The sequence below is a fragment of the Frigoribacterium sp. CFBP 8766 genome, from assembly GCF_014841435.1.
GTDB lineage: Bacteria > Actinomycetota > Actinomycetes > Actinomycetales > Microbacteriaceae > Frigoribacterium.
Genome location: NZ_JACYTX010000004.1, coordinates 93,764 through 114,369, shown reverse-complemented (window position 1 = coordinate 114,369; position 20,606 = coordinate 93,764). Strand labels below are relative to the sequence as shown.

18 protein-coding genes are annotated in these 20,606 nt (G+C 74.7%); 6 read left to right on the top strand and 12 right to left on the bottom strand.

What is annotated here, in order from left to right; all coding sequences use genetic code 11:
• Nucleotides 1-66: 66 nt before the first annotated feature.
• The 4 genes from IFT90_RS13320 (at nucleotide 67) to IFT90_RS13305 (ending at nucleotide 4,604) form a co-directional block, all read left to right on the top strand.
• Nucleotides 67-888: a hypothetical protein gene (locus IFT90_RS13320; RefSeq protein ID WP_192042705.1), complete on the top strand. Its 822-nt coding sequence runs from the start codon at nucleotides 67-69 to the stop codon at nucleotides 886-888.
• The gene (locus tag IFT90_RS13315) at nucleotides 885-3,284 is read left to right on the top strand and encodes an SDR family oxidoreductase (protein ID WP_192042704.1); all 2,400 of its coding nucleotides are present in this window, start codon (nucleotides 885-887) and stop codon (nucleotides 3,282-3,284) included. The genes IFT90_RS13320 and IFT90_RS13315 overlap by 4 nt, the downstream gene beginning before the upstream one ends.
• A gap of 23 nt (nucleotides 3,285-3,307) precedes the next feature.
• Entirely contained in the window at nucleotides 3,308-4,135 is an 828-nt protein-coding gene (locus IFT90_RS13310; RefSeq protein ID WP_192042703.1) for a ferritin-like domain-containing protein, read from the top strand.
• 121 nt (nucleotides 4,136-4,256) lie between these two features.
• The gene (locus IFT90_RS13305; protein WP_123546825.1) at nucleotides 4,257-4,604 is read left to right on the top strand and encodes a LysR family transcriptional regulator; all 348 of its coding nucleotides are present in this window, start codon (nucleotides 4,257-4,259) and stop codon (nucleotides 4,602-4,604) included.
• 40 nt (nucleotides 4,605-4,644) lie between these two features.
• Here the strand turns inward: IFT90_RS13305 and IFT90_RS13300 are convergent, their stop codons facing one another.
• From IFT90_RS13300 to IFT90_RS13280, 5 genes are all read right to left on the bottom strand, one after another.
• Nucleotides 4,645-4,989 (bottom strand): hypothetical protein, encoded by a 345-nt coding sequence (locus tag IFT90_RS13300; RefSeq protein ID WP_192042702.1) that lies wholly within the window; start codon nucleotides 4,987-4,989, stop codon nucleotides 4,645-4,647.
• 221 nt (nucleotides 4,990-5,210) lie between these two features.
• Complete coding sequence (locus IFT90_RS13295) at nucleotides 5,211-6,197, bottom strand: SDR family NAD(P)-dependent oxidoreductase (protein ID WP_192042701.1); 987 nt, start codon at nucleotides 6,195-6,197, stop codon at nucleotides 5,211-5,213.
• The gene (locus tag IFT90_RS13290; protein WP_192042700.1) at nucleotides 6,194-7,573 is read right to left on the bottom strand and encodes a glycosyltransferase; all 1,380 of its coding nucleotides are present in this window, start codon (nucleotides 7,571-7,573) and stop codon (nucleotides 6,194-6,196) included. Before IFT90_RS13290 ends, IFT90_RS13295 begins: the two co-directional genes overlap by 4 nt.
• A gap of 88 nt (nucleotides 7,574-7,661) precedes the next feature.
• Nucleotides 7,662-9,026 (bottom strand): HAMP domain-containing sensor histidine kinase, encoded by a 1,365-nt coding sequence (locus tag IFT90_RS17635; protein ID WP_192042699.1) that lies wholly within the window; start codon nucleotides 9,024-9,026, stop codon nucleotides 7,662-7,664.
• A complete protein-coding gene (locus tag IFT90_RS13280) occupies nucleotides 9,023-9,808 on the bottom strand; it encodes a response regulator transcription factor (protein WP_199861871.1) in 786 nt (261 codons plus the stop codon). The genes IFT90_RS17635 and IFT90_RS13280 overlap by 4 nt, the downstream gene beginning before the upstream one ends.
• A gap of 366 nt (nucleotides 9,809-10,174) precedes the next feature.
• On the opposite strand from IFT90_RS13280, the gene IFT90_RS13275 reads away from it, so the two are divergent.
• Nucleotides 10,175-13,210: a DEAD/DEAH box helicase family protein gene (locus IFT90_RS13275; RefSeq protein ID WP_192042697.1), complete on the top strand. Its 3,036-nt coding sequence runs from the start codon at nucleotides 10,175-10,177 to the stop codon at nucleotides 13,208-13,210.
• Here the strand turns inward: IFT90_RS13275 and IFT90_RS13270 are convergent.
• The 4 genes from IFT90_RS13270 to IFT90_RS13255 form a co-directional block, all read right to left on the bottom strand.
• Nucleotides 13,207-14,415: a GAF domain-containing protein gene (locus tag IFT90_RS13270; RefSeq protein WP_192042696.1), complete on the bottom strand. Its 1,209-nt coding sequence runs from the start codon at nucleotides 14,413-14,415 to the stop codon at nucleotides 13,207-13,209. The genes IFT90_RS13275 and IFT90_RS13270 overlap by 4 nt on opposite strands.
• Before the next feature lie 174 nt (nucleotides 14,416-14,589).
• Entirely contained in the window at nucleotides 14,590-15,228 is a 639-nt protein-coding gene (locus IFT90_RS13265; RefSeq protein ID WP_192042695.1) for a hypothetical protein, read from the bottom strand.
• A 172-nt stretch (nucleotides 15,229-15,400) separates the two neighbouring features.
• Complete coding sequence (locus tag IFT90_RS13260; protein ID WP_192042694.1) at nucleotides 15,401-15,979, bottom strand: type 1 glutamine amidotransferase domain-containing protein; 579 nt, start codon at nucleotides 15,977-15,979, stop codon at nucleotides 15,401-15,403.
• Between the two features lie 157 nt (nucleotides 15,980-16,136).
• Nucleotides 16,137-17,099: a sugar-binding transcriptional regulator gene (locus IFT90_RS13255; RefSeq protein ID WP_192042693.1), complete on the bottom strand. Its 963-nt coding sequence runs from the start codon at nucleotides 17,097-17,099 to the stop codon at nucleotides 16,137-16,139.
• A 132-nt stretch (nucleotides 17,100-17,231) separates the two neighbouring features.
• On the opposite strand from IFT90_RS13255, the gene IFT90_RS13250 reads away from it, so the two are divergent.
• Nucleotides 17,232-18,989: an FAD-dependent oxidoreductase gene (locus IFT90_RS13250; protein WP_370544811.1), complete on the top strand. Its 1,758-nt coding sequence runs from the start codon at nucleotides 17,232-17,234 to the stop codon at nucleotides 18,987-18,989.
• Between the two features lie 115 nt (nucleotides 18,990-19,104).
• Here IFT90_RS13250 and IFT90_RS13245 read toward each other — a convergent pair whose 3' ends face one another.
• The 3 genes from IFT90_RS13245 to sigK are packed head-to-tail and all read right to left on the bottom strand — an operon-like array spanning nucleotide 19,105 to nucleotide 20,416.
• Nucleotides 19,105-19,419: a multidrug efflux SMR transporter gene (locus tag IFT90_RS13245; RefSeq protein WP_123546835.1), complete on the bottom strand. Its 315-nt coding sequence runs from the start codon at nucleotides 19,417-19,419 to the stop codon at nucleotides 19,105-19,107.
• The gene (locus tag IFT90_RS13240; protein ID WP_192042692.1) at nucleotides 19,419-19,814 is read right to left on the bottom strand and encodes an SMR family transporter; all 396 of its coding nucleotides are present in this window, start codon (nucleotides 19,812-19,814) and stop codon (nucleotides 19,419-19,421) included. The genes IFT90_RS13245 and IFT90_RS13240 overlap by 1 nt, the downstream gene beginning before the upstream one ends.
• Nucleotides 19,815-19,834: 20 nt before the next feature.
• Nucleotides 19,835-20,416, bottom strand: a complete 582-nt coding sequence (gene sigK / locus IFT90_RS13235) for an ECF RNA polymerase sigma factor SigK (protein ID WP_371740950.1) — start codon at nucleotides 20,414-20,416, stop codon at nucleotides 19,835-19,837.
• Nucleotides 20,417-20,606 lie beyond the last annotated feature (190 nt).

Genomic DNA, 20,606 nt, shown 5'->3' with positions numbered 1-20,606 from the left:
GTCGGGAAACTGCGTGCATCGTGTCCCGTTCACCACCGCGATGAGGTCCCCCGGAGGAACACAGCCATGACGACCGATCGCGACCCCTACGACTCGAGCGCCTTCGACATCCGCGAGTTCACCCTGACCGCCCAGGGCACGCTCCGCGCCGAGCTCGACCTGGCACCCTTCGAGGCCGCGCCGCTCGGCCCGGACGAGCTCCGCCTCCTGCGCCACCTCGGCCGCCTCGAGAGCGCGACGATGGAGCACCTCCGCAACCTGCTCGTCACCGCCACGCACAAAGATGCTCGCGTCACCGCGTTCCTCGTCACCTGGGCGTTCGAGAAGTACTGGATCGCCGACGCCGTCGACGCCGTGCTCGAGGCGAACGGCGAGCCGCGCCTCAAGGACGTCGAGGAGGGGCCCCGCCGACACAGCCCCGCCGAGGCCGTCGAGCGGCGCGGCCCGATCACGCGCGCGATCGAGGCGATCGGACGCGGCGTGCCCATCGTGGCCGTGCACATGACCACCGGCCTCGTCGACGAGTGGGTGATGCGGCACGCGTACGACGTCCTCGTCGAGCGAGCCGACAGCCCCGCGCTGACGGCGATCGTCGAACGCCTCCGCACCGTCAAGGCGCGGCACGAGGAGTTCTTCGACGTCGAGGCCCGCTGGCGCCTCGAGGACTCGGCCCGTGCCGTGAAGCAGACCCGCGTCTCCTTGTCGACGGCCGTCTGGCCGCTGGGCGCCGTCGAGCGCTCGGACGCCGAGCGCACCTTCTTCGACGCCGCGGTGTGGGGCGGCGCCGCCGGCCACCTGCGGGCGGACGCCGTCGGCGACCGCGTCGCCTCCCTGCCCGGACTCGACGCCTCCGTGGGCGCCGCCGTGACCCGAAAGCTCACCGCATGACCGTCCCTGCCCCCTCCTCCGTCCCCGGCTCGACCGTGACCAGCCTCGGCTCGGCACACGTGCTGCTGACCGGCGGCACCGGCTTCGTCGGCCAGGCCATCCTCGAGCGGCTGTTGTCGTCGCACCCCGACACGACGGTCACGCTGCTCATCCGCCCCAAGGCCGGCACGTCGGCCCTGGCCCGTCTGCGGCACCTCCTCAAGAAGCCCGTGTTCGCGTCGTGGCGCGAGCGCGTCGGGGCGGACGAGGTCGAGCGCGCGCTGACCGAGCGGCTGCGGGTCGTCGAGAGCTCCCTCGGCGCGCTGCCCGCCCTGCCGAGCGACCTCGACGTCGTCATCCACAGCGCGTCGACCGTGTCGTTCGACCCGCCGATCGACCAGGCGTTCGACACGAACGTGGGCGGCGCCGTCGGCCTCTACGAGGCGCTGGTCGCGGCGGGCGGCGACCCGCACGTCGTCCACGTCTCGACGGCCTACGTCGGGGGCATCCGCAAGGGCGTCTTCCCCGAGGCGGCGCTCAGGCACGACGTCGACTGGCGCGCCGAGCACGCGGCCGCCCGCGACGCCCGCGCCCGCGTCGAGGCGGCGTCGCGCCAGCCCGAGACGCTCCGCGGGTTCCTGGCCGAGGGCCGGGCGGGCCACGGCAAGACCGGCCCGCAGGCCGTCGCGGCGGCAGCCGAGGAGGCGCGGGTCGCCTGGGTGGCCGCCCGTCTCGTCGACTACGGGCGCACCCGCGCCGAGACCCTCGGCTGGACCGACGTCTACACGCTGACCAAGGCCTTCGCCGAGCGCGCCGCCGAGCAGATCTGGGCGGCCGAGGGCCACCGGCTGTCCGTCGTCCGGCCCGCGATCGTCGAGAGCGCCCTCCGCCACCCCTACCCGGGCTGGATCGACGGCTTCAAGGTCGCCGACCCGCTGATCATGTCGTACGCCCGCGGCCTGCTGCCCGAGTTCCCCGGGGTGCCCGACAGCGTGCTCGACATCGTGCCGGTCGACTACGTGGTGAACGTGATCCTGGCCGTGGCCGCGAACCCGGCCGGCGCCTCCTCGGCCCGCGACGACGACGCCGTCGACGCCGCCGCCGGCGCTGCTGCCCCGGCCTCGGCGCCCGAGCCGCAGTACTTCCACGTCGCGTCGGGCAACAGCAACCCGTTCCCGATCCTGCGGATGTTCGACAACCTCAAGACGTTCTTCACGGCGAACCCGCTGCCGCGCGACGAGCACACGAACATCCCCGTGCCGACCTGGGACTTCCCCGGCGTCCGCAAGGTCGAGGGCGCGATCCGGACCGCTCAGCGCGCGAACGACTGGCGCGAGCGCGTGCTCGTCCGCCTGCCCTCGACGACCCGCACCCGCACGGCCCTCACCGGCGTGCAGACGCGGCGCGCCGACCTCGAGTCGCTGCAGAGCCTCACCGACCTGTACCGGCACTACGTGCAGTCCGAGATCATCTTCGACGACCGCCGCACGCGCGCCCTGCACGACGGCCTCCCCGAGGAGGCGCCGGCCGACATCGGCTTCGACGTGACGGACATCGACTGGGAGGACTACTTCCAGACCGTGCACTTCCCGTCGATCACGGCGATGACCCGGGCGTTCTCGGTGCGTCCCGCCGCGGCCGGGGCCGTGCTCGACGCCCGGGCCCTGCCGCAGCGCACCGACGTCGTCGCCGTCTTCGACCTCGAGGGCACCGTGCTCGACTCGAACATCGTCGAGCAGTACCTCTGGGTGCGCTCGAACGGCTTCCGCAAGGCGGCCTGGCCCGCCGAGGTCGCGTCGCTGCTGACCGGGCTGCCCGCCTACCTGCGCGCCGAGGGGCGCGACCGGGGCGAGTTCATCCGGGCGTTCCTCCGCCGCTACGCCGGCATGCCCGTCTCGCGCCTGAAGGGCGTCGTCCGCTCGGCCGGCTACGCCGAGACGGTCCGCCGGCACACCCTGCCCGAGGCGCTCGCGCGCATCGCCGAGCACCGCGCCGCCGGGCACCGCACCGTGCTCGTCACGGGCTCGATCGGCACCCTCGCGACCCCCATCGCGCACCTCTTCGACGAGGTCGTCGCGAGCACGATGCACGAGCGCGACGGCGTCCTCACCGGCTACCTCGCCCAGCCGCCGCTCGTCGACGAGGCCCGCGCCGCGTGGCTCGCGCAGTGGGCCCTCGAAGAGGGAATCGACCTCACGGGGTCGTACGGGTACGGTGACAGCCACGCCGACCTGGCGTGGCTGGAGATGCTCGGCAACCCGTCCGCCGTCAACCCCGACGCCAATCTCGCACGCGAGGCGCTCCGAAGAAGATGGAGCATCCGAGATTGGTCGCGTGCCCGCGGTTCGTCCGCGTCCGGAACATCGACGGCCCCGGCCGTCGGCACCACCTCGAAAGGAGAAGGAGACAGGGTCTGACGACCCGCGCCTCCTCACGCCACATGGCATTCGACATCGACAAGTTCGCCGCCACCAGCGAGCGCATCACCTGGGACGACCTCGACCTGGACCACTTCAAGGAGAACCCGCTCAGCCCGGACTCCCTCCGCACCCTGCGCTACATGGCAGACGTCGAGTACCACACGGTCTGCTACACCCGTGACCTGCTGACGACGCCCTCGCACAAGGAGGGCGACGTCTCGACCTTCATGACCATGTGGAACCGCGAGGAGTTCTGGCACGGCGAGGCCCTGGCCGCCATCCTCGAGGTGCACGGCGAGAAGGTCGACTACGACCAGCTGCGCGCGAACCGCCTCAAGCTCGGCTGGCGCGACAAGCTCGACCCGGTGAAGCAGGGCCTGCTCGGCAAGTTCGTCGGCTCGGACTTCGTGGCCGTGCACATGTCGTGGGGCGCCGCCAACGAGTACTCGGCCGTGGCCGCGTACAAGCGGATGGCCGCCCTCGAGAAGGACCCGGTGCTCGCCGAGCTGCTCGTGCGCATCGCCCGCCAGGAGTCGCGCCACGTCGCGTTCTACGTCTCGCAGGCCCGTGAGCGCCTGCTCAAGAGCAAGAAGGCGCAGAAGCTGACCCGCTTCCTGCTGCAGAAGGTCTGGGCGCCCGTCGGCTCGTCGATCATGGAGCTCGACGACGTGAAGTTCGTCTTCGGCCAGCTCATGAGCGGCGAGGAGGGCCGCAAGGCCGCCGAGAAGCTCGACGCCAACATCTCGAACCTGCCCGGCATGTCGGGGCTGACGATCTTCCAGAAGGCGCTCGACGGGCTCGGCGTCACGCACGGCCCCGCCGCGGACGGCTCGGTCAGCGTCGCCTGACGTCCCCGCCGGAACTGCTCGTCCCCTCGGCCGCAGGTCGTCCCGCCTCGGCGGGGCGGCCTGCGGCTCCGTTAGTCTGGGGCGGTCGGGCACCCGGCCGACCAGCGAGAGGCGACACCACGTGAAGACGAGCCACCTGAGGCACTTCCTCGTCGCGGCCGAGGTGCTGCACTTCCCCGTCGCGGCCGACAAGCTCGGCATCTCGCGGCAGAAGCTCGAGTCGTCGATCGAGGCGCTCGAGCTCGAGTTCGGGCAGAAGCTGTTCGACCGTGACGCCTCGCCCTACCGCCTGACCAAGGCGGGCCGCGCGGCCGTGGTCGTCGCCGAGGAGGAGCTGGCCAGCCCCTCGACACCGCCCGCGCCGCCTGCTCCCCCGGCCGGCGGCAAAGCCAAGGCGTCGAAGGGCAAGGGGCGCACCCCGGCGGTCAAGGGGCAGCCGAAGCCGTTCAAGAAGCGCCAGGGGCGCTAGGGGCGCCAGGGGCGCTAGGGGTCACAGGGCGCCAGGGGCGCTAGCCGGCCTCGCCGCCGCTCGTCTCCGCGAACCAGTCCGCGTACCGGGTGTTCTCGGCCATGCGGCGGGTCTCGTCGGGGGCGTCGTCGTCCCACCAGACCGGGCCCCGCTCGCCGAGGGCCGTCTTCGCGGCGTCGACGCGGGCCCGGGCGGCCTCGCGGGCCTCGGCGTCGTCGTCGTCGTCCAGCGCGGTCTTCTTCGCGCGCCGCGCCTCCATCAGCTCGTGCACCAGCTCGGCCCGGCGCTGCTCGGGCAGCGACGGGTCCGTGCGGCGCCAGAGCCGCCCGCGGACGACGAGGTAGCGACCGTCGGGGGTGACGAGGGGTGCGGGTGCGTCGGCCATGCGGCCAGTCTGCCGCGCGCCGCACGGCACCGCCCCCGCCTCGCACGGCACCGCCCCGAACCGCCGCGCCGTGCGCCGTGCGCCGTGCCCCCCCGCCCCGCCCCACCGCGGGTTCCGTGTCGACGATTCAGGAAACGGCGTCGACGGCGGGCCCGAGGTCGGGGCACGGGGCACGTCCGCGACGGCGTCTCCTACGAGCTCGACGCGGCTCGCCGCCGCGGCTAGACCGCGTAGCGGGTCGCACCCGGCTCGTCGGTGCCGAGCACCCAGCGCCAGGTGTCGCGGAGCCCGTCCTCGAGGCTCGTCAGCGGCTCCCAGCCGAGACTCCGCGCGAGCCCGTTGTCGGACAGCAGCCGGTCGACCTCGCTGCCCTCGGGCCGGAGCCGTGCCTCGTCGATGACGACGCGGGCGTCCCGGCCGCTGACCTGGATCAGCAGCTCGGCCAGCGCGCCGATGCTGATCTCCTGTCCGGTGCCGAGGTTGACGGCACGGCCGAGCGCCGCATCCGACGAGCCGACCGTGAGGAACCCGGCGACCGTGTCCGAGACGTGGGTGAAGTCGCGGGTCGGCGTGGTCGCCCCGAGCCGGATCTCGTCGGCTCCGGCCGCGAGCTGCCGCAGGATCGTCGGGATGACGGCTCGCGCGCTCTGCCGCGGGCCATAGGTGTTGAACGGGCGGCAGACCGCGACCTCGGTGCCGAAGGACGCGTGGTACGAGAGCACCATCGCGTCGGCGGCGATCTTCGAGGCCGCGTACGGCGACTGCGGCTGCGCGGGGTGGCTCTCGTCCATCGGCACGCGCAGCGCGCTGCCGTACGTCTCGGAGGTCGACGTGTGCACCATGCGCGCCCCGTGCCGGCGGCAGGCGGCGACGACGGCGTGCGACCCCACGACGTTGGTCTGCACGTACGACTCGGGCGCCGTGTACGAGTACGGGATGCCGATCAGGGCCGCGAGGTGGAACACGACCTCGACCCCGGCCACGGCCTCGTCGACCACGAACGGGTCGCGCACGTCGCCCGCGAGCAGCTCGACGCGGTGGTCGGACTCGTACCGGGCGAGGTTCCCCGCCGCGCCGTAGGGCTTGTAGTGGCAGAGGGCGCGCACGTGGGCGCCGAGGGCGACGAGCTCGTCGACGAGCGCCGAGCCGATGAAGCCCTCCGCTCCCGTCACGAGGACGGTGCGGCCCTGCCAGGTGGTGTCGTTCATCGAGTGGTCCCTTCGGTGGTGGAGGTGGAGCGGGAGGAGGAGGAGGAGGAGGAGGAGATCGAGGAGGCGGCCGAGACGGCCGAGGAGGCGGCAGGCGCGTCGACCGAGGCGACGGCAGGCGCGAGCTCGACGACCCACCGGGCGACCGCGTCGGCGGCGTCGGCGTGCGGCGAGGCGCCGCGCGGTGGGGCCGAGCCGGAGTCGGGGTCCTTCGGCAGACAGGCCTCGGCGGCCTCGGCGAGCGCGACCACCCTGGCCAGCGCCGCCGCCAGCGTCTCGCCGTCGAGGTCGCCGTCTCGGACGACGACGACGGGGGCGCGACCCGACGCGGCGAGCGCCTCCGCGTTGGCGGTCTGGTGGTCGTCCGTCGCGCTCGGCAGGGGCACGACGACCGCGGGGACGCCGAGGTGCTCGATCTCCGCCACGGTGCACGCCCCGCCGCGGACGACGACCGCGTCCGCCGCCGAGTAGGCGGCCGCCATGTCGTCGATGTGCTCGACGACCTCCGCCACCTGGTCGCCGCCGCCCCGCGCGAGCGCGGCGCGCAGGCTCGCGACGTGGGTCGGGCTCGCCTTGACGACGAGCCGCAGCCGACGGCCGTGCAGGGCCCCGACGGCGTCGACGGCGTCGGCCGCCCTGGACGTGCCGGTCGTGCCGGTCGCACCGGTCGCGACCGCCGCGCACGCGAGCTCCACCGCGGCGCGGTCGAGGGACGCCGCCCCCAGGCTGCCGCCCGAGACGACGACGAGCAGCTCGTCGTCCTCGACGCCCCAGGAGGCGCGTGCCGGCCCCCGCAGGGACTCCCGGTCGCACGCCGCCAGGGCCGGGAGGATCGGGATGCCGACCTGCCGCACCTCCGCCCGGGCGCCGAGCCCGGCGGACGCCGGGTCGAACGCACAGGCCACCCGTCCCGACAGCCGTGCCGCCAGACGGTTGGCGAGCCCGGGCGTCGCGTTCGACTCGTGCACGACCACCGGCAGGCGCAGGGTCCAGCCCGCGACGACGGCCGGCACGCTCGGGTAGCCGCCGACCCCGACGACGACCTGGGCGCCTCGTCGGCGCAGCTGCCGGCGTGCCCCGAGCACGCAGCGGACGAACCGTGCGGGGAACAGCAGCGCCGCGAGGCCCGGCCGCCGGGGGAACGCGACCATCGGCGTCGTGTCGAGCTCGTAGCCGGCCGCGGGGACGAGGGTCGCCTCCAGCCGGTCCGCGGTGCCGGCGAAGGTGACGACCGCCTCCGGCACCCGTCGCTGGAGGGCCGCGGCGACCGCGATGCCGGGGAACACGTGGCCGCCGGTGCCCCCGGCGGCGACGACGACGCGGAGGCGGTCGACCTGCGGGGTCGAGCGGGCGCGTCTCGAGGTGGTGGATGACATGCCGCAAGGGTCGGTCGCCTGCGTGAGGCGAACGTGAGGTGCGGCCGCCCAGGGGCTCGGATCGCGCTTCCCCTGCGCGGCGACCAGGTCAGCCCGCGCGGAGCACCAGCCGGATCGTCGTGCCGGCACCGCCGTCGGAGCGCGCCTCGGCCGTGATCGTGCCGCCGGCCCGCGCGACGACCTGGGCCGCGATGGCGAGGCCGAGCCCCGAGCCGGGCAGCCCGCGGGCGGCCGGTGCCCGGTGGAACCGGTCGAACACCCGCTTCCGCTCGTCCGCGGGGATGCCCATGCCGTGGTCGGACACCGTGACGACGACGACGCCGTCGCCCGGCGTCCCGCTGACGACGCGCACCTCGACGGCTCCCCCGGCCCCGTACTTGACGGCGTTGTCGAGCACGACGTCGAGGAGGCGCCCCAGCCGTCCCGGGGGGACGCGCACGCCCACGGGCGCGTCCGGCAGGTCCGTCCGCACCTCCACGCCCCGAGCGCGCCGGGACGTGGCCGCGACCGCCTCCCGGACTGCCGCGACGACGTCCTCGACGACCAGCTCGGCCGTGCGCGGCCGGTCGTCGCCCGCGAGCTCCACGAGGTCGTCGACGGTGCGCGTCATCGCCGCCACCTCCTCGCCGAGGGCCGCCGACAGGGCGGCCCTCGTCTCGGGTCGGAGCGGGCGGTCGGCCGTGAGCAGCTGCACGTTCGTGCGGACCGTGGTGAGGGGCGTCCTGAGCTCGTGGGAGGCGTCCGCCACGAACGCGCGCTGCGCGTCGTCGGCGGCCGCGAGCTCGACGAGCATCGAGTCGACGGCGACGGCGAGCCGGCCGAGCTCGTCGTCCCGCGAGGTCGAGGCGAGGTCGACGTGGTCGTGCGGGTCGGCGCTGTCGCGCACGCGGCGGACGGCCTCGTCGAGGCGCCGGACCGGACGCAGCCCGACGGTCGCGGCCGCCCAGCCGAGGAGGCCCGCGAGGACGACGCCGACGCCGCCCGTCGCCGTGAGGGCGACGGCCGTCCGGGCGAGGGCCAGGTCGGCCTGGCGCGTCGGGACCCCGACGAGGGCGGCCTCGCCCGGCCGGGTCGGGACGGCCACCACCCGTACCGGCCCGGCCGTCCAGCGCGCGCGCGGCTGGTCCCCGCGGGCGACCGCGAGGGCCGCCTCCGTCGTCCGCAGGGGCCCCGTGCCGCTCCCGACCTCGTCGGCGGTCTCGACCAGCCGGACGCACGCGGGCTCGGCCGCGTAGCGGCACTGCTCGCTGCCCTCGCCGGTCCAGTCGGCGTCGACCCGGACCAGGCGCTGCACGCGGGTCGCCTCGCGGTCGAGCGCCGTGTCGAGGGAGGCGCGGACCTGGCTCGAGACGACGAGCCAGGTCAGGACGGCGACGAGCACCACCGCGACGGCCACCGACCCGGCGACCAGGACGGCGACCCGGCGCCGGAGCGAACCACGTCGCGCGGTCACGGCTCGAGCCGGTAGCCGAGGCCGCGCACGGCGCGGACGACGGGTCGGGCGGCCGAGCCGTCGCCGGTGCCCTCCGGCTGACCGTCGGCCGGCTCGTGCACGAGCTGCGCCAGCTTGCGGCGGAGCGAGCTGACGGCGACGTCGAGGGCGTTCGACGCGGGCGGCGCACGGTCGGCCCAGACGACCTCGACGAGCTCGTCGCGGGTGCGGACCCGCCCGGGGTCGCGGAAGAGCAGCCCGGCGAGGCCCGCCTCGATCCGGGTCAGCTCGACGGAGGCCGGCGTGCCTGCCGCGGTGCCGGTCGCGTCCTCCCGGACGAGCCGCTGCCCCCTCTCGTCGAGCACGACCCCGCGCCACCGGGGCCAGGCACCGGCTCTCGTCCCCGCGCCGGCCGCGGCTGCTGCTCCGGCCTGGTCCGGCAGACCGCCCCAGCCGCCGGGAGCCCGCCGCAGCAGGGCCCGGACCCGGGCGCGCAGCTCGTCGACGTCGAACGGCTTGCCGAGGTAGTCGTCGGCGCCGGCGTCGAGCCCGGCGACGCGCTCGGCGGGCCGGTGGTGGGCCGTGAGCACCAGGACGGGCACGCCGTCGCCCGCCGCTCGCAGGGTGCGGCAGACCGCCGCCCCGTCGAGGAACGGCATGGCCAGGTCGAGCACGACGGCGTCGGGGTCGTGCTCGGCGACGGCGAGCAGCGCCGACCGCCCGTCCGCCGCGGCCACGACGCGGTGCCCGTCCGTCTCGAGGGCCACCCGGACCCCGAGCAGCACGTTCGGGTCGTCGTCCACGACCAACACCGTCGCCTGCCGCGTCGTGTCGCCGTCGCCTCGTGCCACCCGGCGCCTCCCGTCCTCGTCGTGCGTGTCCGTGTCCGTATCCGCATCCGTGTTCGTGCACGCTCACGTGCCGGCCGACCTCCCCGCGAGGACGGGTCGGACCGCCAGCATCGCATGAGACATGTCGGGAGGGGCTGGGCGACCGCAGCCCGACTGCGTCGAGGAGTCAGGAGACCGTGTCGCCGGACGCGCGGCGACGCTCCCAGACCAGGCCGACGCGACGCCGCCTCCTGAACGCTCGACACGGGTCGCGAGCCCAGGCCCATGACCGGGCCCGCGGCCCTCGGTAGACTCGCGGCGTCCTGGGGGGAGGGCCACATGACGACCGACGAGCACGCAGCGCGCGACCGAGGCGCTGCGCACGAGCGACCCGCCGCGGGGGCGACCCCCGGCCCGCTGAGCTCCTGGCGGTTCGCCGGCGAGCTGCGCCGCTACCAGGCCGACGTGCTCGACCGGGTGCCCGTCGTCCCGGGCGAGCCCCTCCACGTCATGGCCCCGCCCGGCTCGGGCAAGACCCTGCTCGGTCTCCTGCTCGCCGCCCGACGCGGCACCCGGACGCTCGTCCTGGCGCCGACCGCGACGATCCGAGCGCAGTGGGTCCGCTCGGCGGACGCCCTCGAGGGCGCCGACGGCCAGGTCTCCGACGACCCGCGTGCCCTCGGCGACGTCACCGCCCTGACGTACCAGATGCTCAGCGTGCTCGAGACGGGCTCCCCGCTGACCGACCTCGCAGTCGAGGCGTGGACGCGCGAGCTCGTCGCCGGGGGTCGCGACGAGGAGGCGGCGGCCCGGTGGATCGACGACCTGCGGTCCTCGAACCCGGACGAGCACCGCGCCGGGGTCGCCCGCCGCTCGCGGGCGATGCGCCGCCAGCTGGCCCGGGAGGACCCTGAGCTGCTCGCCGGGGCCCTGCACCCGAACGCCCGCGAGCTCGTCGACCGGCTCGTGTCGCACGGCGTCGAGACCGTCGTGCTCGACGAGTGCCACCACCTCCTCGACCACTGGGCGCTGGTCGTCGCCTACCTGGCGAGCCGCATCCGACAGGCCGGCGGGACGCCCCTGCTGATCGGACTGACGGCGACGCTGCCGTCGTCGGACGACCAGGACTCGTACGACCTCTACACGTCGCTGCTCGGCGAGGTCGACTACGAGGTGCCGACGCCGGCCGTGGTGAAGGAGGGGAACCTCGCGCCGTACCGCGACCACGTCTGGTTCGTCGAGCCGACGGAGGCCGAGCTGCAGTTCCTGCGCGGGCACGAGGAGCAGCTCGTCGGGCTCGTCCGCGAGTCGCTCGCCACCCCCGACGGCACCGCGTGGCTCGAGCAGCAGCTGCGGGGCGACCGCGACGACGCCGTCGCCGGTGACGGCGCCCGCCCCGCGACCGACGAGCAGCGGGTCGCCGCGGCCTTCGCCGCCGACTTCCCCGTCGCGGAGTCGGCAGCCCGCATGCTCTTCGACCTGCAGCCGACGCACCCGCTCGTCCCCCTCCTCCACGAGGCCGCCCGGCGGGCCCCGGACACCGAGCAGAGCATCCGCCTCCTCGCCCGTTGGGGCCTCGACCGGCTGCTGCCCGACCCGGCTCGCGGCGACGAGTGGCGGCGCCTGAAGCGCGTGCTCGTCGACCTCGGCTACACGCTCACCGATCGGGGCGTGCGCCGGGCCCGCGACCCGATCGACACCCTGCTCGCCTCGTCCGCGGCCAAGGACGCCGCCGTGGGCGACGTCCTGCGCCTCGAGCTCGACCAGCCGACCGGCCCGCTCGTGAAGGCCGTGGTCGTGACCGACCACGCCGTGCACGGCAACAAGCACGGCTCCGACGGGCCGCCGGCCGGTGCGCTGCGGACCTTCGACGCGGTGGTGGCCGACCCGACCACCTCGCGGCTCCGGCCGGTCCTCGTGACGGCCCGGCACCTCCGGGTGGCCGCACGGGACCTCGACGTCGTCGTGCCGGCCCTGACCGCGGCGCTCGGCCGCGCCGACGGCGACCCGCTGCCGGTCGAGGTCGTGCCCGACCGGACTCCCGGCGCGCCGGACGTGCGGCAGCTCGACACCGCCGGGCACGGCTCGGCGGCCGTGGTGGCCGCCGTCTCCCGCCTGCTCACCGACGGCACGGTGCGGCTCGTCGTCGGCACCCGCGGCCTGCTCGGGGAGGGCTGGGACTGCCCGGCGGTCAACACGCTGATCGACCTGACCGCGGTCGCGACGTCGTCCGCGACGCAGCAGCTGCGTGGTCGCACCCTGCGGCTGGACCCGGCGTGGCCCGAGAAGGTCGCCCACAACTGGACGGTGACGGCCGTGCTGCCCGCGACGACCACGCTCGACGCGGCGCCCGACGTGAGCCGGCTCGCGCGGAAGCACAGCCGCCTCTGGGGCCTGCTCCGGTCGGACGACACGGAGGTGGTGAGGGGCCTCGAGACAGCGCTGACCGACGAGCACCGTGCCCTCCTCGGACAGATCGTCGGCAAGGTGCGCCCGCCGAGGACGGTCGCCGACCTGAACGGCGCCGTGGAGGCCGTCATGCCGTCCCGCGAGGCGACCCGACGGGCGTGGCGCGTCGGCGAGCCGTACGCGGACCGCGAGTCGACGGTCGCGGTGGTCGACTCCCCCGGACGCGTCCCGTTCCGCAGCGGGCCGACCTTCGAGCTGGCGCTGATCGCCGTGGCCCTGCTCGCCGTCGCCGGCCTGCTCGGCTCGGCGAACGTGCTGAGCCAGGGCTGGCGCCTCGGCACCGGCCCGGGGATCGCGGCCAGCGTGGTCGCCGCCGGCATCGTCGTCTGGGCCGTGCGGCCCGTCTGGCGCCAGCTCGTGCTCGCGAGCCGCCAGCTCTTCTCGACGGCGGAGGCCCACCGCCGCGTCGCTCGCGTCGTCGTGGACGGCCTGCACAGGGCCGGCCGCGTGCCGGCCTACGGCGAGGGCGACCTGTCCGTCGTCGCCCGTCCGGGTCCGCTCGGGACGACGGCGTCGTTCGAGGTCGCGGTCTCGGGCGGCTCACCAGACGACCAGAAGACCGTGGCGACGGCGATGGCCGAGCTGTTCGGCCCGGTCGGGAACCCGCGCTTCCTGCTCGAGGCGGAGCGCGGCGAGATCTCGGACGCCTGGCGACGCCCCCTGCTCACGGTCGCCCTGCTGCTCCACCGGGCGCTCTCGCGCCGCGTCCGGCACGTGCCGGTGCCGACCCAGATCGGCCGGCGTCGCGCCGACGCGGAGGCCTTCGCGGCGGACTGGTCGCGCAGGGTCGGGCCCTGCCGTCTGCACGAGATGGACTCCCCCGACGACCTCGTGCGGGTCTCGCGGGCGCGGCGGGCCCTCGCGGGCACGCCCCGCGAGCCGTTCGTGCGGGAACAGTGGTCCTAGCCGCCGACCGGCACGACCCGCAGCTCGCGCTGCACCTGCAGGGCCAGCTCGCGCAGCAGCACGAGATCGACGCTCTCGGCGCTCCGCGGCTCGGCGTCGACGACGCAGAGGGCGCCGATCCGCACGCCGTCCGGGCTCTCGACCGGGTGCCCGGCGTAGAACCGCACGCTCGGGTGCGAGACGAAGCGGTCGTCGCGCCAGGCATCGGGCACGACCATCGCGGTGCCGGTCCGCACGGTCTGCGAGCAGAAGGACGACGCGATGGGCACCTCCACCTGTGACGACCCGGCGACCGACTTGTTCCAGTGGCGCCCGTCGTCGATGAGCGAGAACGCGGCCCCCTGGGCGCCGAGCAGCACCCGTGCCCGCTCGACGATGTCGTCGAACCGCTTCTCGGCCGGGGTGTCGAGCAGCCCGAGGGCGCGGACGGCGGCGATGCGCGTCTCGTCGGTCTGGGGCGCCTCGCGGGCGGTCCGCGCCGTGCTCCCCGCGGCGAGCGCGGCGTCGATCAGCGGCGCGACCACCGCGGCGAGGGCTGCGGCCCAGGCCGGGTAGGGGACGGAGGTGCGGGTCGGCTCCCCGAGGCCCTCGGGCGCGGCGACGGGGCCGGGCGGGCACACCATCGACACCCGGGCCCTGGCCGCGCAGAGCTCTGTGGTCGCGCGGTTGAGCTCGTCGGCGTGGGCGTCCACCACGCCGCCGCAGCGCAGGGCGAACTTCGGCACCGAGCTCGGCGGCTGGATCCCCGTCACGACGATCTCGCACGACGCGTCGACCTCCTCCTCGAGGGCGTCGAGCAGGGCCGCGAGCCCGGCGGCCCAGCGCGACCGCGGGACCAGCCGCAGCGCGTCGCTCACGCCCAGCACGACGACGACGGCGTCGTAGCGGCCGAGGTCGCGACCCCGGACGAAGGAGGCGGCGGTCGCGACGGACACGTCGGCGTCGGCCAGCGCGTCGACGTCGGCGCCGCGGCCGGTCAGCGCCGACAGGGCGCGGGCCAGCGTGCCCGGCAGGGCGAGGTCGTGGCTGCGGACGCCCCAGCCGACGGCGGGACCGTTGCCCAGCACGAGGACGCGGTCGGGATCCGTGCCCGGGGCGTGGCCGCTCGGGTGGTCGTCGGGGCTCGGCGTCGAGAGCAGCTCGTCGACCACGCGGTAGCGCGCGCGGACCCAGGCCCGGACGAGAGGGAGGGGGAGGCGGCGCATGCGGGTACTCCGACCCGGACGACGGGCGTGATCGAGGGGAGCCAGGGCGGCGTGGTCGCCCGGGCATGGCGAGTGGGGTGAGTCGATGATGCTCGCGCGGGGGACTCCGGGCAAGCCCCCGCTCGGGGCGGGCCCGATCTCGTCGGGAAGACGGAGAGGACGACGACGGGCCCGTCAGGAGGAGGACGAGGACGAGGGGTCGGCCCCCGTCGTCGGAGCAGGCCGGGACGCCGCCTGCGCCCTCAGCTCGGCGAGGTCGTCGTCCAGGCCGGCGAGCCGCTCGGCCCGGGCCTCGCCGTAGGCGGCGTCGACGACGACGGAGGCGGCACGCACCCGGGTCACGACGGCCGCGCCGACGTCCCCCCAGGCACGGGCGACCGCCGTCTGGACGATGTCGTCGACGTACTCGGCGTCGTCGCGCAGGGCGTCCAGCCGGTCCGCGACGGCCGTGTACGTCTTCTCGCGGAACCAGAGGGTCTCGTCGTCGCCCTTGCGGTAGTCGTGCTGGTGCCGGGAGCGGCCCTTGGAGCGGAGCGCCTTCTGGCGCGCCTCCCCGATGCGGCGGTTCTGGTACCGCTGCTCCTCGGCGAGGCGGTGCAGCGTGCGACGGACGGAGGCGGCGGTCTCGCCGTGGTCGAAGACGTCGTCGTCGCGCAGCGCACGCACGACGATGCGGTTGGCGACCGAGACGATCGCGGCGGCCCGCGAGATCAGCAGGCCCTCGACGACGGCGCGCTCGAGGGCCTCGGGGTCGACCGGCGCCGGGTCCGGGCTCGCGGGGCCGGCGCTGCCGCGCGTGCTCCGCCACCTCACGACGCCTCCCCCGTTGCTGCCGCCGGTGCTGCTGCCGCTGCCATGACCTGCTCCTCGTCGACCGGGCCGTCCTGACACGGCGCCTCCCTGATTAAAGACCCGGTGCCGGGACCGCGACGAATCATCGGTCCCGGCACCGGGTCGAGGGCACCGCGCCGGGCGCGGCGAGGCGTCAGCCCTGTCCGCCGCCTGCGGTCACGAGCGCGTCGTGGACGGCGCCGACGAAGTCGTCGAGGTCGTCGGGGTCGCGCGACGTGACCAGGGTGAAGCCGCCCTCGACGTCGGTGACGACCGAGCGGTCGACCCAGGCGCCTCCGGCGTTCCTCACGTCGGTCTCGAGCGAGGCGAAGGAGGTGAGCTCCTTGCCCTTCAGGAGGTCCGCCTCCACCAGCAGCCAGGGGCCGTGGCAGATGGCGGCGACGGGCTTGCCGGCCGAGGCGAAGGCCTTGAGCAGCGAGACGGCGCCGTCGTCCTGGCGGATCGTGTCGGCGTTGATGGTGCCGCCGGGCACGAGCAGCAGGTCGAAGTCGGCCGCGTCGGCCTCGTCGAGGGTGGTGTCGGGGCGGACGGTCTCGCCCGGGTCCTTGTCGCCGACGAGAGTCTGGATCGGCTCGGTCGACTGCGCGGCGACGACGACGGTCGCACCGGCCTCGCGCAGGGCACGAGCCGGGACGACGAGCTCGTCCTGCTCGACGCCGTAGTTGGTGACGATCGCGAGCACGCGTCGTCCGGTCAGATCGGTGGTGGCCATGGGGCTCTCCTCCTCCGGGCCCGCGGGGCGGGCCGATCGATGTCGAGCACCGGTCTACGCCGCGGGGCTGGAGGGGCTCTCGGGAGCGTGTCCCCCAGCCGACGGCTCCCCCGGCCGACACCTCCCCGGTCGACGCCTCCCCCGGCCCGCCTGCGACTCAGCTCGCGAGCAGCGCCCGCGCCGTCCCCTCGTCGAGGATGAGGTCGGTCGCGAGCCCCGCGGCGAGGGCGCCGCGCACGCCGGCGACCTTGGCCTCGCCGGCCACGATGCAGACCCGCCGCGGCGCCCGCCGGATCGTCTCGAGGTCGGGGCCCGTGCCCCGGGCGTTCATGGCGATGTCGGCCGACGAGCCGTCCTCGCGGTAGAAGACGGTCGCCACGTCGCCGACGACGCCGTCGCGGTCGAGGCTGAGCTGGTCGCTCTTCTCGAGGTAGCCCCCCGACCAGACGTGGCTGGGCACCCGGGCGTCGCGCGAGCCGACGCCGAAGACGACCAGGTCCATCGAGGCCTGCAGCTCGAGCACGCGCTTCGTGCTGCTCTCGCGCCAGAGCGCGCGCTTCGTGGCCGGGTCGTCGAAGAACGCCGGCACGGGGAACTGCTGCACCGCGGCCGAGTACGCCGCCCCGAAGCGCCGGAGGATCTCGCTCGCGTACTCGATGCCCGTCGTGCGCGTGTTCGCCGCGCCGTTGAGCTGCACGACGACGGAGTTGTGCGTCGCCCGCGGCACCAACGACCGGCTGACGGCGCTGAGGGTCGCGCCCCACGCCACGCCGACCACCATGTTCGAGTCGACGTAGGGCGTGATCGTGCGGGCCGCCGACAGCGCGACGCGCTCGAGCCGGTCGATCTCGGTGATCTGGTCGGGCACGGGCACGACGTGCGCGACGACCCCGAACCGGTCGTGCAGGGCCGCGGCGGAGCGGGTCGCCTGGTCGAGCGGCGACTTGATCTGGATCTCGACGAGGCCCGTCTCGCGAGCGGCCTTGAGGAGGCGCGACACCGACGAGCGGGACGTGTTCAGCTCCGAGGCGATCGCCTCCATCGTCAGGTCCTGCATGTAGTACAGGTGCGCCGCACGGAGCGCGTCGTGGGTCTTCTCGGACGTCGTCGCCTCGGCCATGGGCACCTCCGTGCACATCTGTGCAGATACGTTGCACCCTCGTCAGGAGGGGTCGATCATGGACACTACCGGCCCGAGCAGCCGGCGCACGACCCCACCGCTCACCGAACGCAACGGGAAAGAAGCTCCACTGTGACCGAGTCGAAGAAGACAGGGACGATGCGCGCCAACGTGTCGCGCATCGCCGACCGCCCCCACGCCCAGGTGCTGATCGTCGGAGGGGGCATCAACGGCATCGCCACGTTCCGCGACCTCGCCCTCCAGGGCGTCGACGTCGTCCTCGTCGAGCGCGCCGACTACGCCTCGGGCGCCTCGGCTGCCTCGTCGCACATGATCCACGGCGGCATCCGCTACCTCGAGAACGGCGAGTTCCGCCTCGTCCGCGAGAGCGTGGAGGAGCGCAACGGCCTCCTCAAGATCGCCCCCCATTACGTCAAGCCGCTGCAGACGACGATGCCGATCTTCTCGACGTTCTCGGGCATCCTCAACGCCCCGCTGCGCATGCTCACGCACAAGCAGCGCAGCACGAAGGAGCGCGGCGCGCTCCTCATCAAGGTCGGCATGACCATGTACGACTCGTTCTCGCGCGACGGCGGCTCCGTGCCCCGTCACAAGTTCCTGGGCCGCAAGGCCGCGCTGGCCGAGATGCCGCACCTGAACAAGGACCTCAAGTACACGGGCACCTACTACGACGCCTCGGTGCACGAGCCCGAGCGCCTGGCCCTCGACGTGCTCAAGGACGGCCTCGCCGCCGGGGACAACGCCCGCAGCGCCAACTACCTCGAGGCCGCCGGCACCGCCGACGGCGGGGTCGTGCTGCGCGACGTCGTCACCGGCACGGAGTTCACCGTGACGGCCGACGTGGTCGTCAACGCCTCCGGCCCCTGGACCGACCTGACGAACGCGGCGCTCGGCGCCGAGTCGCAGTACATGGGCGGCACCAAGGGCTCGCACATCGTCGTCGACAGCCCCGAGCTGCTCGAGGCGACGAACGGCCGCGAGATCTTCTTCGAGAACAACGACGGCCGCATCGTGCTGATCTACCCGCTGAAGGGCCGCGTCCTGATCGGCACGACCGACCTCGAGGCCGACATGGCCGAGCCCGCGGTCTGCACCGAGGAGGAGGTGGACTACTTCTTCGACCTCGTCAAGCACGTCTACCCCGAGATCGAGATCACGCGCGACCACATCGTCTACCGCTACTCGGGCGTCCGCCCGCTCCCGAAGCACGACGACCTCGCCGCCGGCTTCGTGTCGCGCGACTACCGCATCGTCGAGACCGAGGTGGCCGAGCTGCCGACCAGCAAGGTGCTCAGCCTCGTCGGCGGCAAGTGGACGACGTTCCGCGCCCTGTCGGCGCACCTGTCGACCGAGGCGACGAACCGTCTCGGCGTGACCCGCACGGTCGACACGACCGGCATGGCGATCGGCGGCGGCAAGGACTTCCCGACCACCGACGCGGCCCGCACCACCTGGGTCGCGGCCCACGCCGACGGCCTCAGCCGTGAGCACGTCGACCGTCTCCTCACCCGCTACGGCACCCGTGCCGAGAGCGTGATCGAGGTGCTGCTCGACCAGCCGTCCGAGCCGCTGGCGAGCGACCCGGGCCTCACCACGGCCGAGATCGCGTACTTCGCCGAGCACGAGGACGCGGTGCACCTCGCCGACGTCGTCCTGCGCCGCACCAACCTCGCCTTCGTCGGCGGCGTCACGATCGAGCTGCTCAGCGAGATCGCCGACGTCCTGGCGTCGAGCCTCGGCTGGACGGCCGACGAGCGCGAGGCCGAGATCGAGGCCACCCTCGACGTGCTGCGCACGTCGCACGGCGTCGAGGTGTCGTCCCAGCACGTGCCCAGCGGCACGCCCGTCGTGAGCACGCCTGCCTCGTAGGAGGCGCCTCCCTCGACCACGAGACCCGCCCGCCCCTCGGGGCCGGGCGGGTCTCGTGCGTCCTGGGCCGGGCGCTCCGTCGACCGTGGCGGCACCGGCCGGCCGGGTGCGGGGACTAGTGCCCGACCTCGATGAGGACGACCCCCGCGACGATGAGGACGATGCCGGCGGCCATGGTCGCCGTCAGGGGGTCCTTGAACAGGAGGCGTCCGAGCACCGCGGTGAGGGCCACCCCGGTCGCCGCCCAGACCCCGTAGGCGACCCCGATCGGCAGGCCGAGCGCCAGGGCGCCGGCGAGCAACGAGAACGCGGTGACGTAGCCGACGGCCACGGGCACGTACCAGCGCCTCCGCCCGTCGGTGGCGAGCTTGAGGCTGATCGTCGCGCCGACCTCGCAGACGATCGCGATCGCGAGCAGGACCCAGCCCATCAGGCGTCGCCCCCGCTCGGAGCCGAGGCCGCGGGTCCCGAGGCAGAGGCCGCGGCCGCGGCCGCGCGGGCGGCGAGGGCCCTCTGGGACCCGAGCTCGACCAGCAGCACGCCCGCGACCACCAGCACGAGCCCGACGACCATCACGCCGGTGAGCGCCTGCCCGAAGAGGACGGCGGCCATGACCGCGGTGAGCGCGACGCCCGAGGCGCCCCAGATGCCGTAGGCGACGCCGATCGCCATGCCGCCCCTCAGGACCCGGGACAGGCAGACGAACGCGGACAGGTAGCCGGCCACGACGAGCGCGTACCAGCCGGGGGCCTCGACGGCGGCCTGCAGCGCCAGGGAGGCGGTGACCTCGACGACGATCGCGCCAGCCAACCAGAGCCAGGTCACGAGCACCTCATCCGTCGAGCCTAGGCGACCGCGGGCTCGACGAGGCGCCGCAGGGCGATGAGCCCGTCGCGCAGGCGGGTCTTCATGGTGCCGAGCGGGACGCCGGCCCGGCTCGCCGCCTCCGACTGGGTGAGGCCGCCCCAGTACGTCAGCTCGAGCGCCTGGCGCTGCACGGCCGAGAGCCCCTCGAGCGCCCGGCTCACGCGCGCGTGCTCGATCCGGATCGCCGCCGTCTCGGCGACGTCGTCGCGGACGGCGTCGAGGTCGCGGACGCCGACGGCCAGGTCACGCTCGCGGCTCGCCTGGGACGACCGCACGCGGTCGATCGCCCGACGACGCGCCCGGACGAGCAGCCACGACAGCGCCGTCCCCCTGGCCGGGTCGAATCGTGAGGCCTCCTGCCAGACCGCCAGGAACACCTCCTGCACGACCTCCTCCGACTGCGCGGGATCCACGAGGACCCGCCGCACGAGGCCGTGCACGCGCGACGCGGTGCGGTCGTAGAACTCGGCGAAGGCGCGCTGGTCGCCGCAGGCGGTCGCGGCCACGAGGTCGTCGTCCGAAGGCGTCGGGCCGACGAGCGGCACAGGTGCGAGGGTCACGGTGCCGTCCGATCGGTGTGGTGGGTGCGGGGTACAGGACGCTCCCCCGAGCCCTGCCGCCACCATATGCGCGTGCATGATCCTGGTCACCCCCAGTTCGGGGCAGCGTGGCCCGGTGGTACATCACCCCCGACGCGTCACCCGCCACACGGGACATGTGCCGTTATCCTGGTGGCAGGGCCCCGCGCCC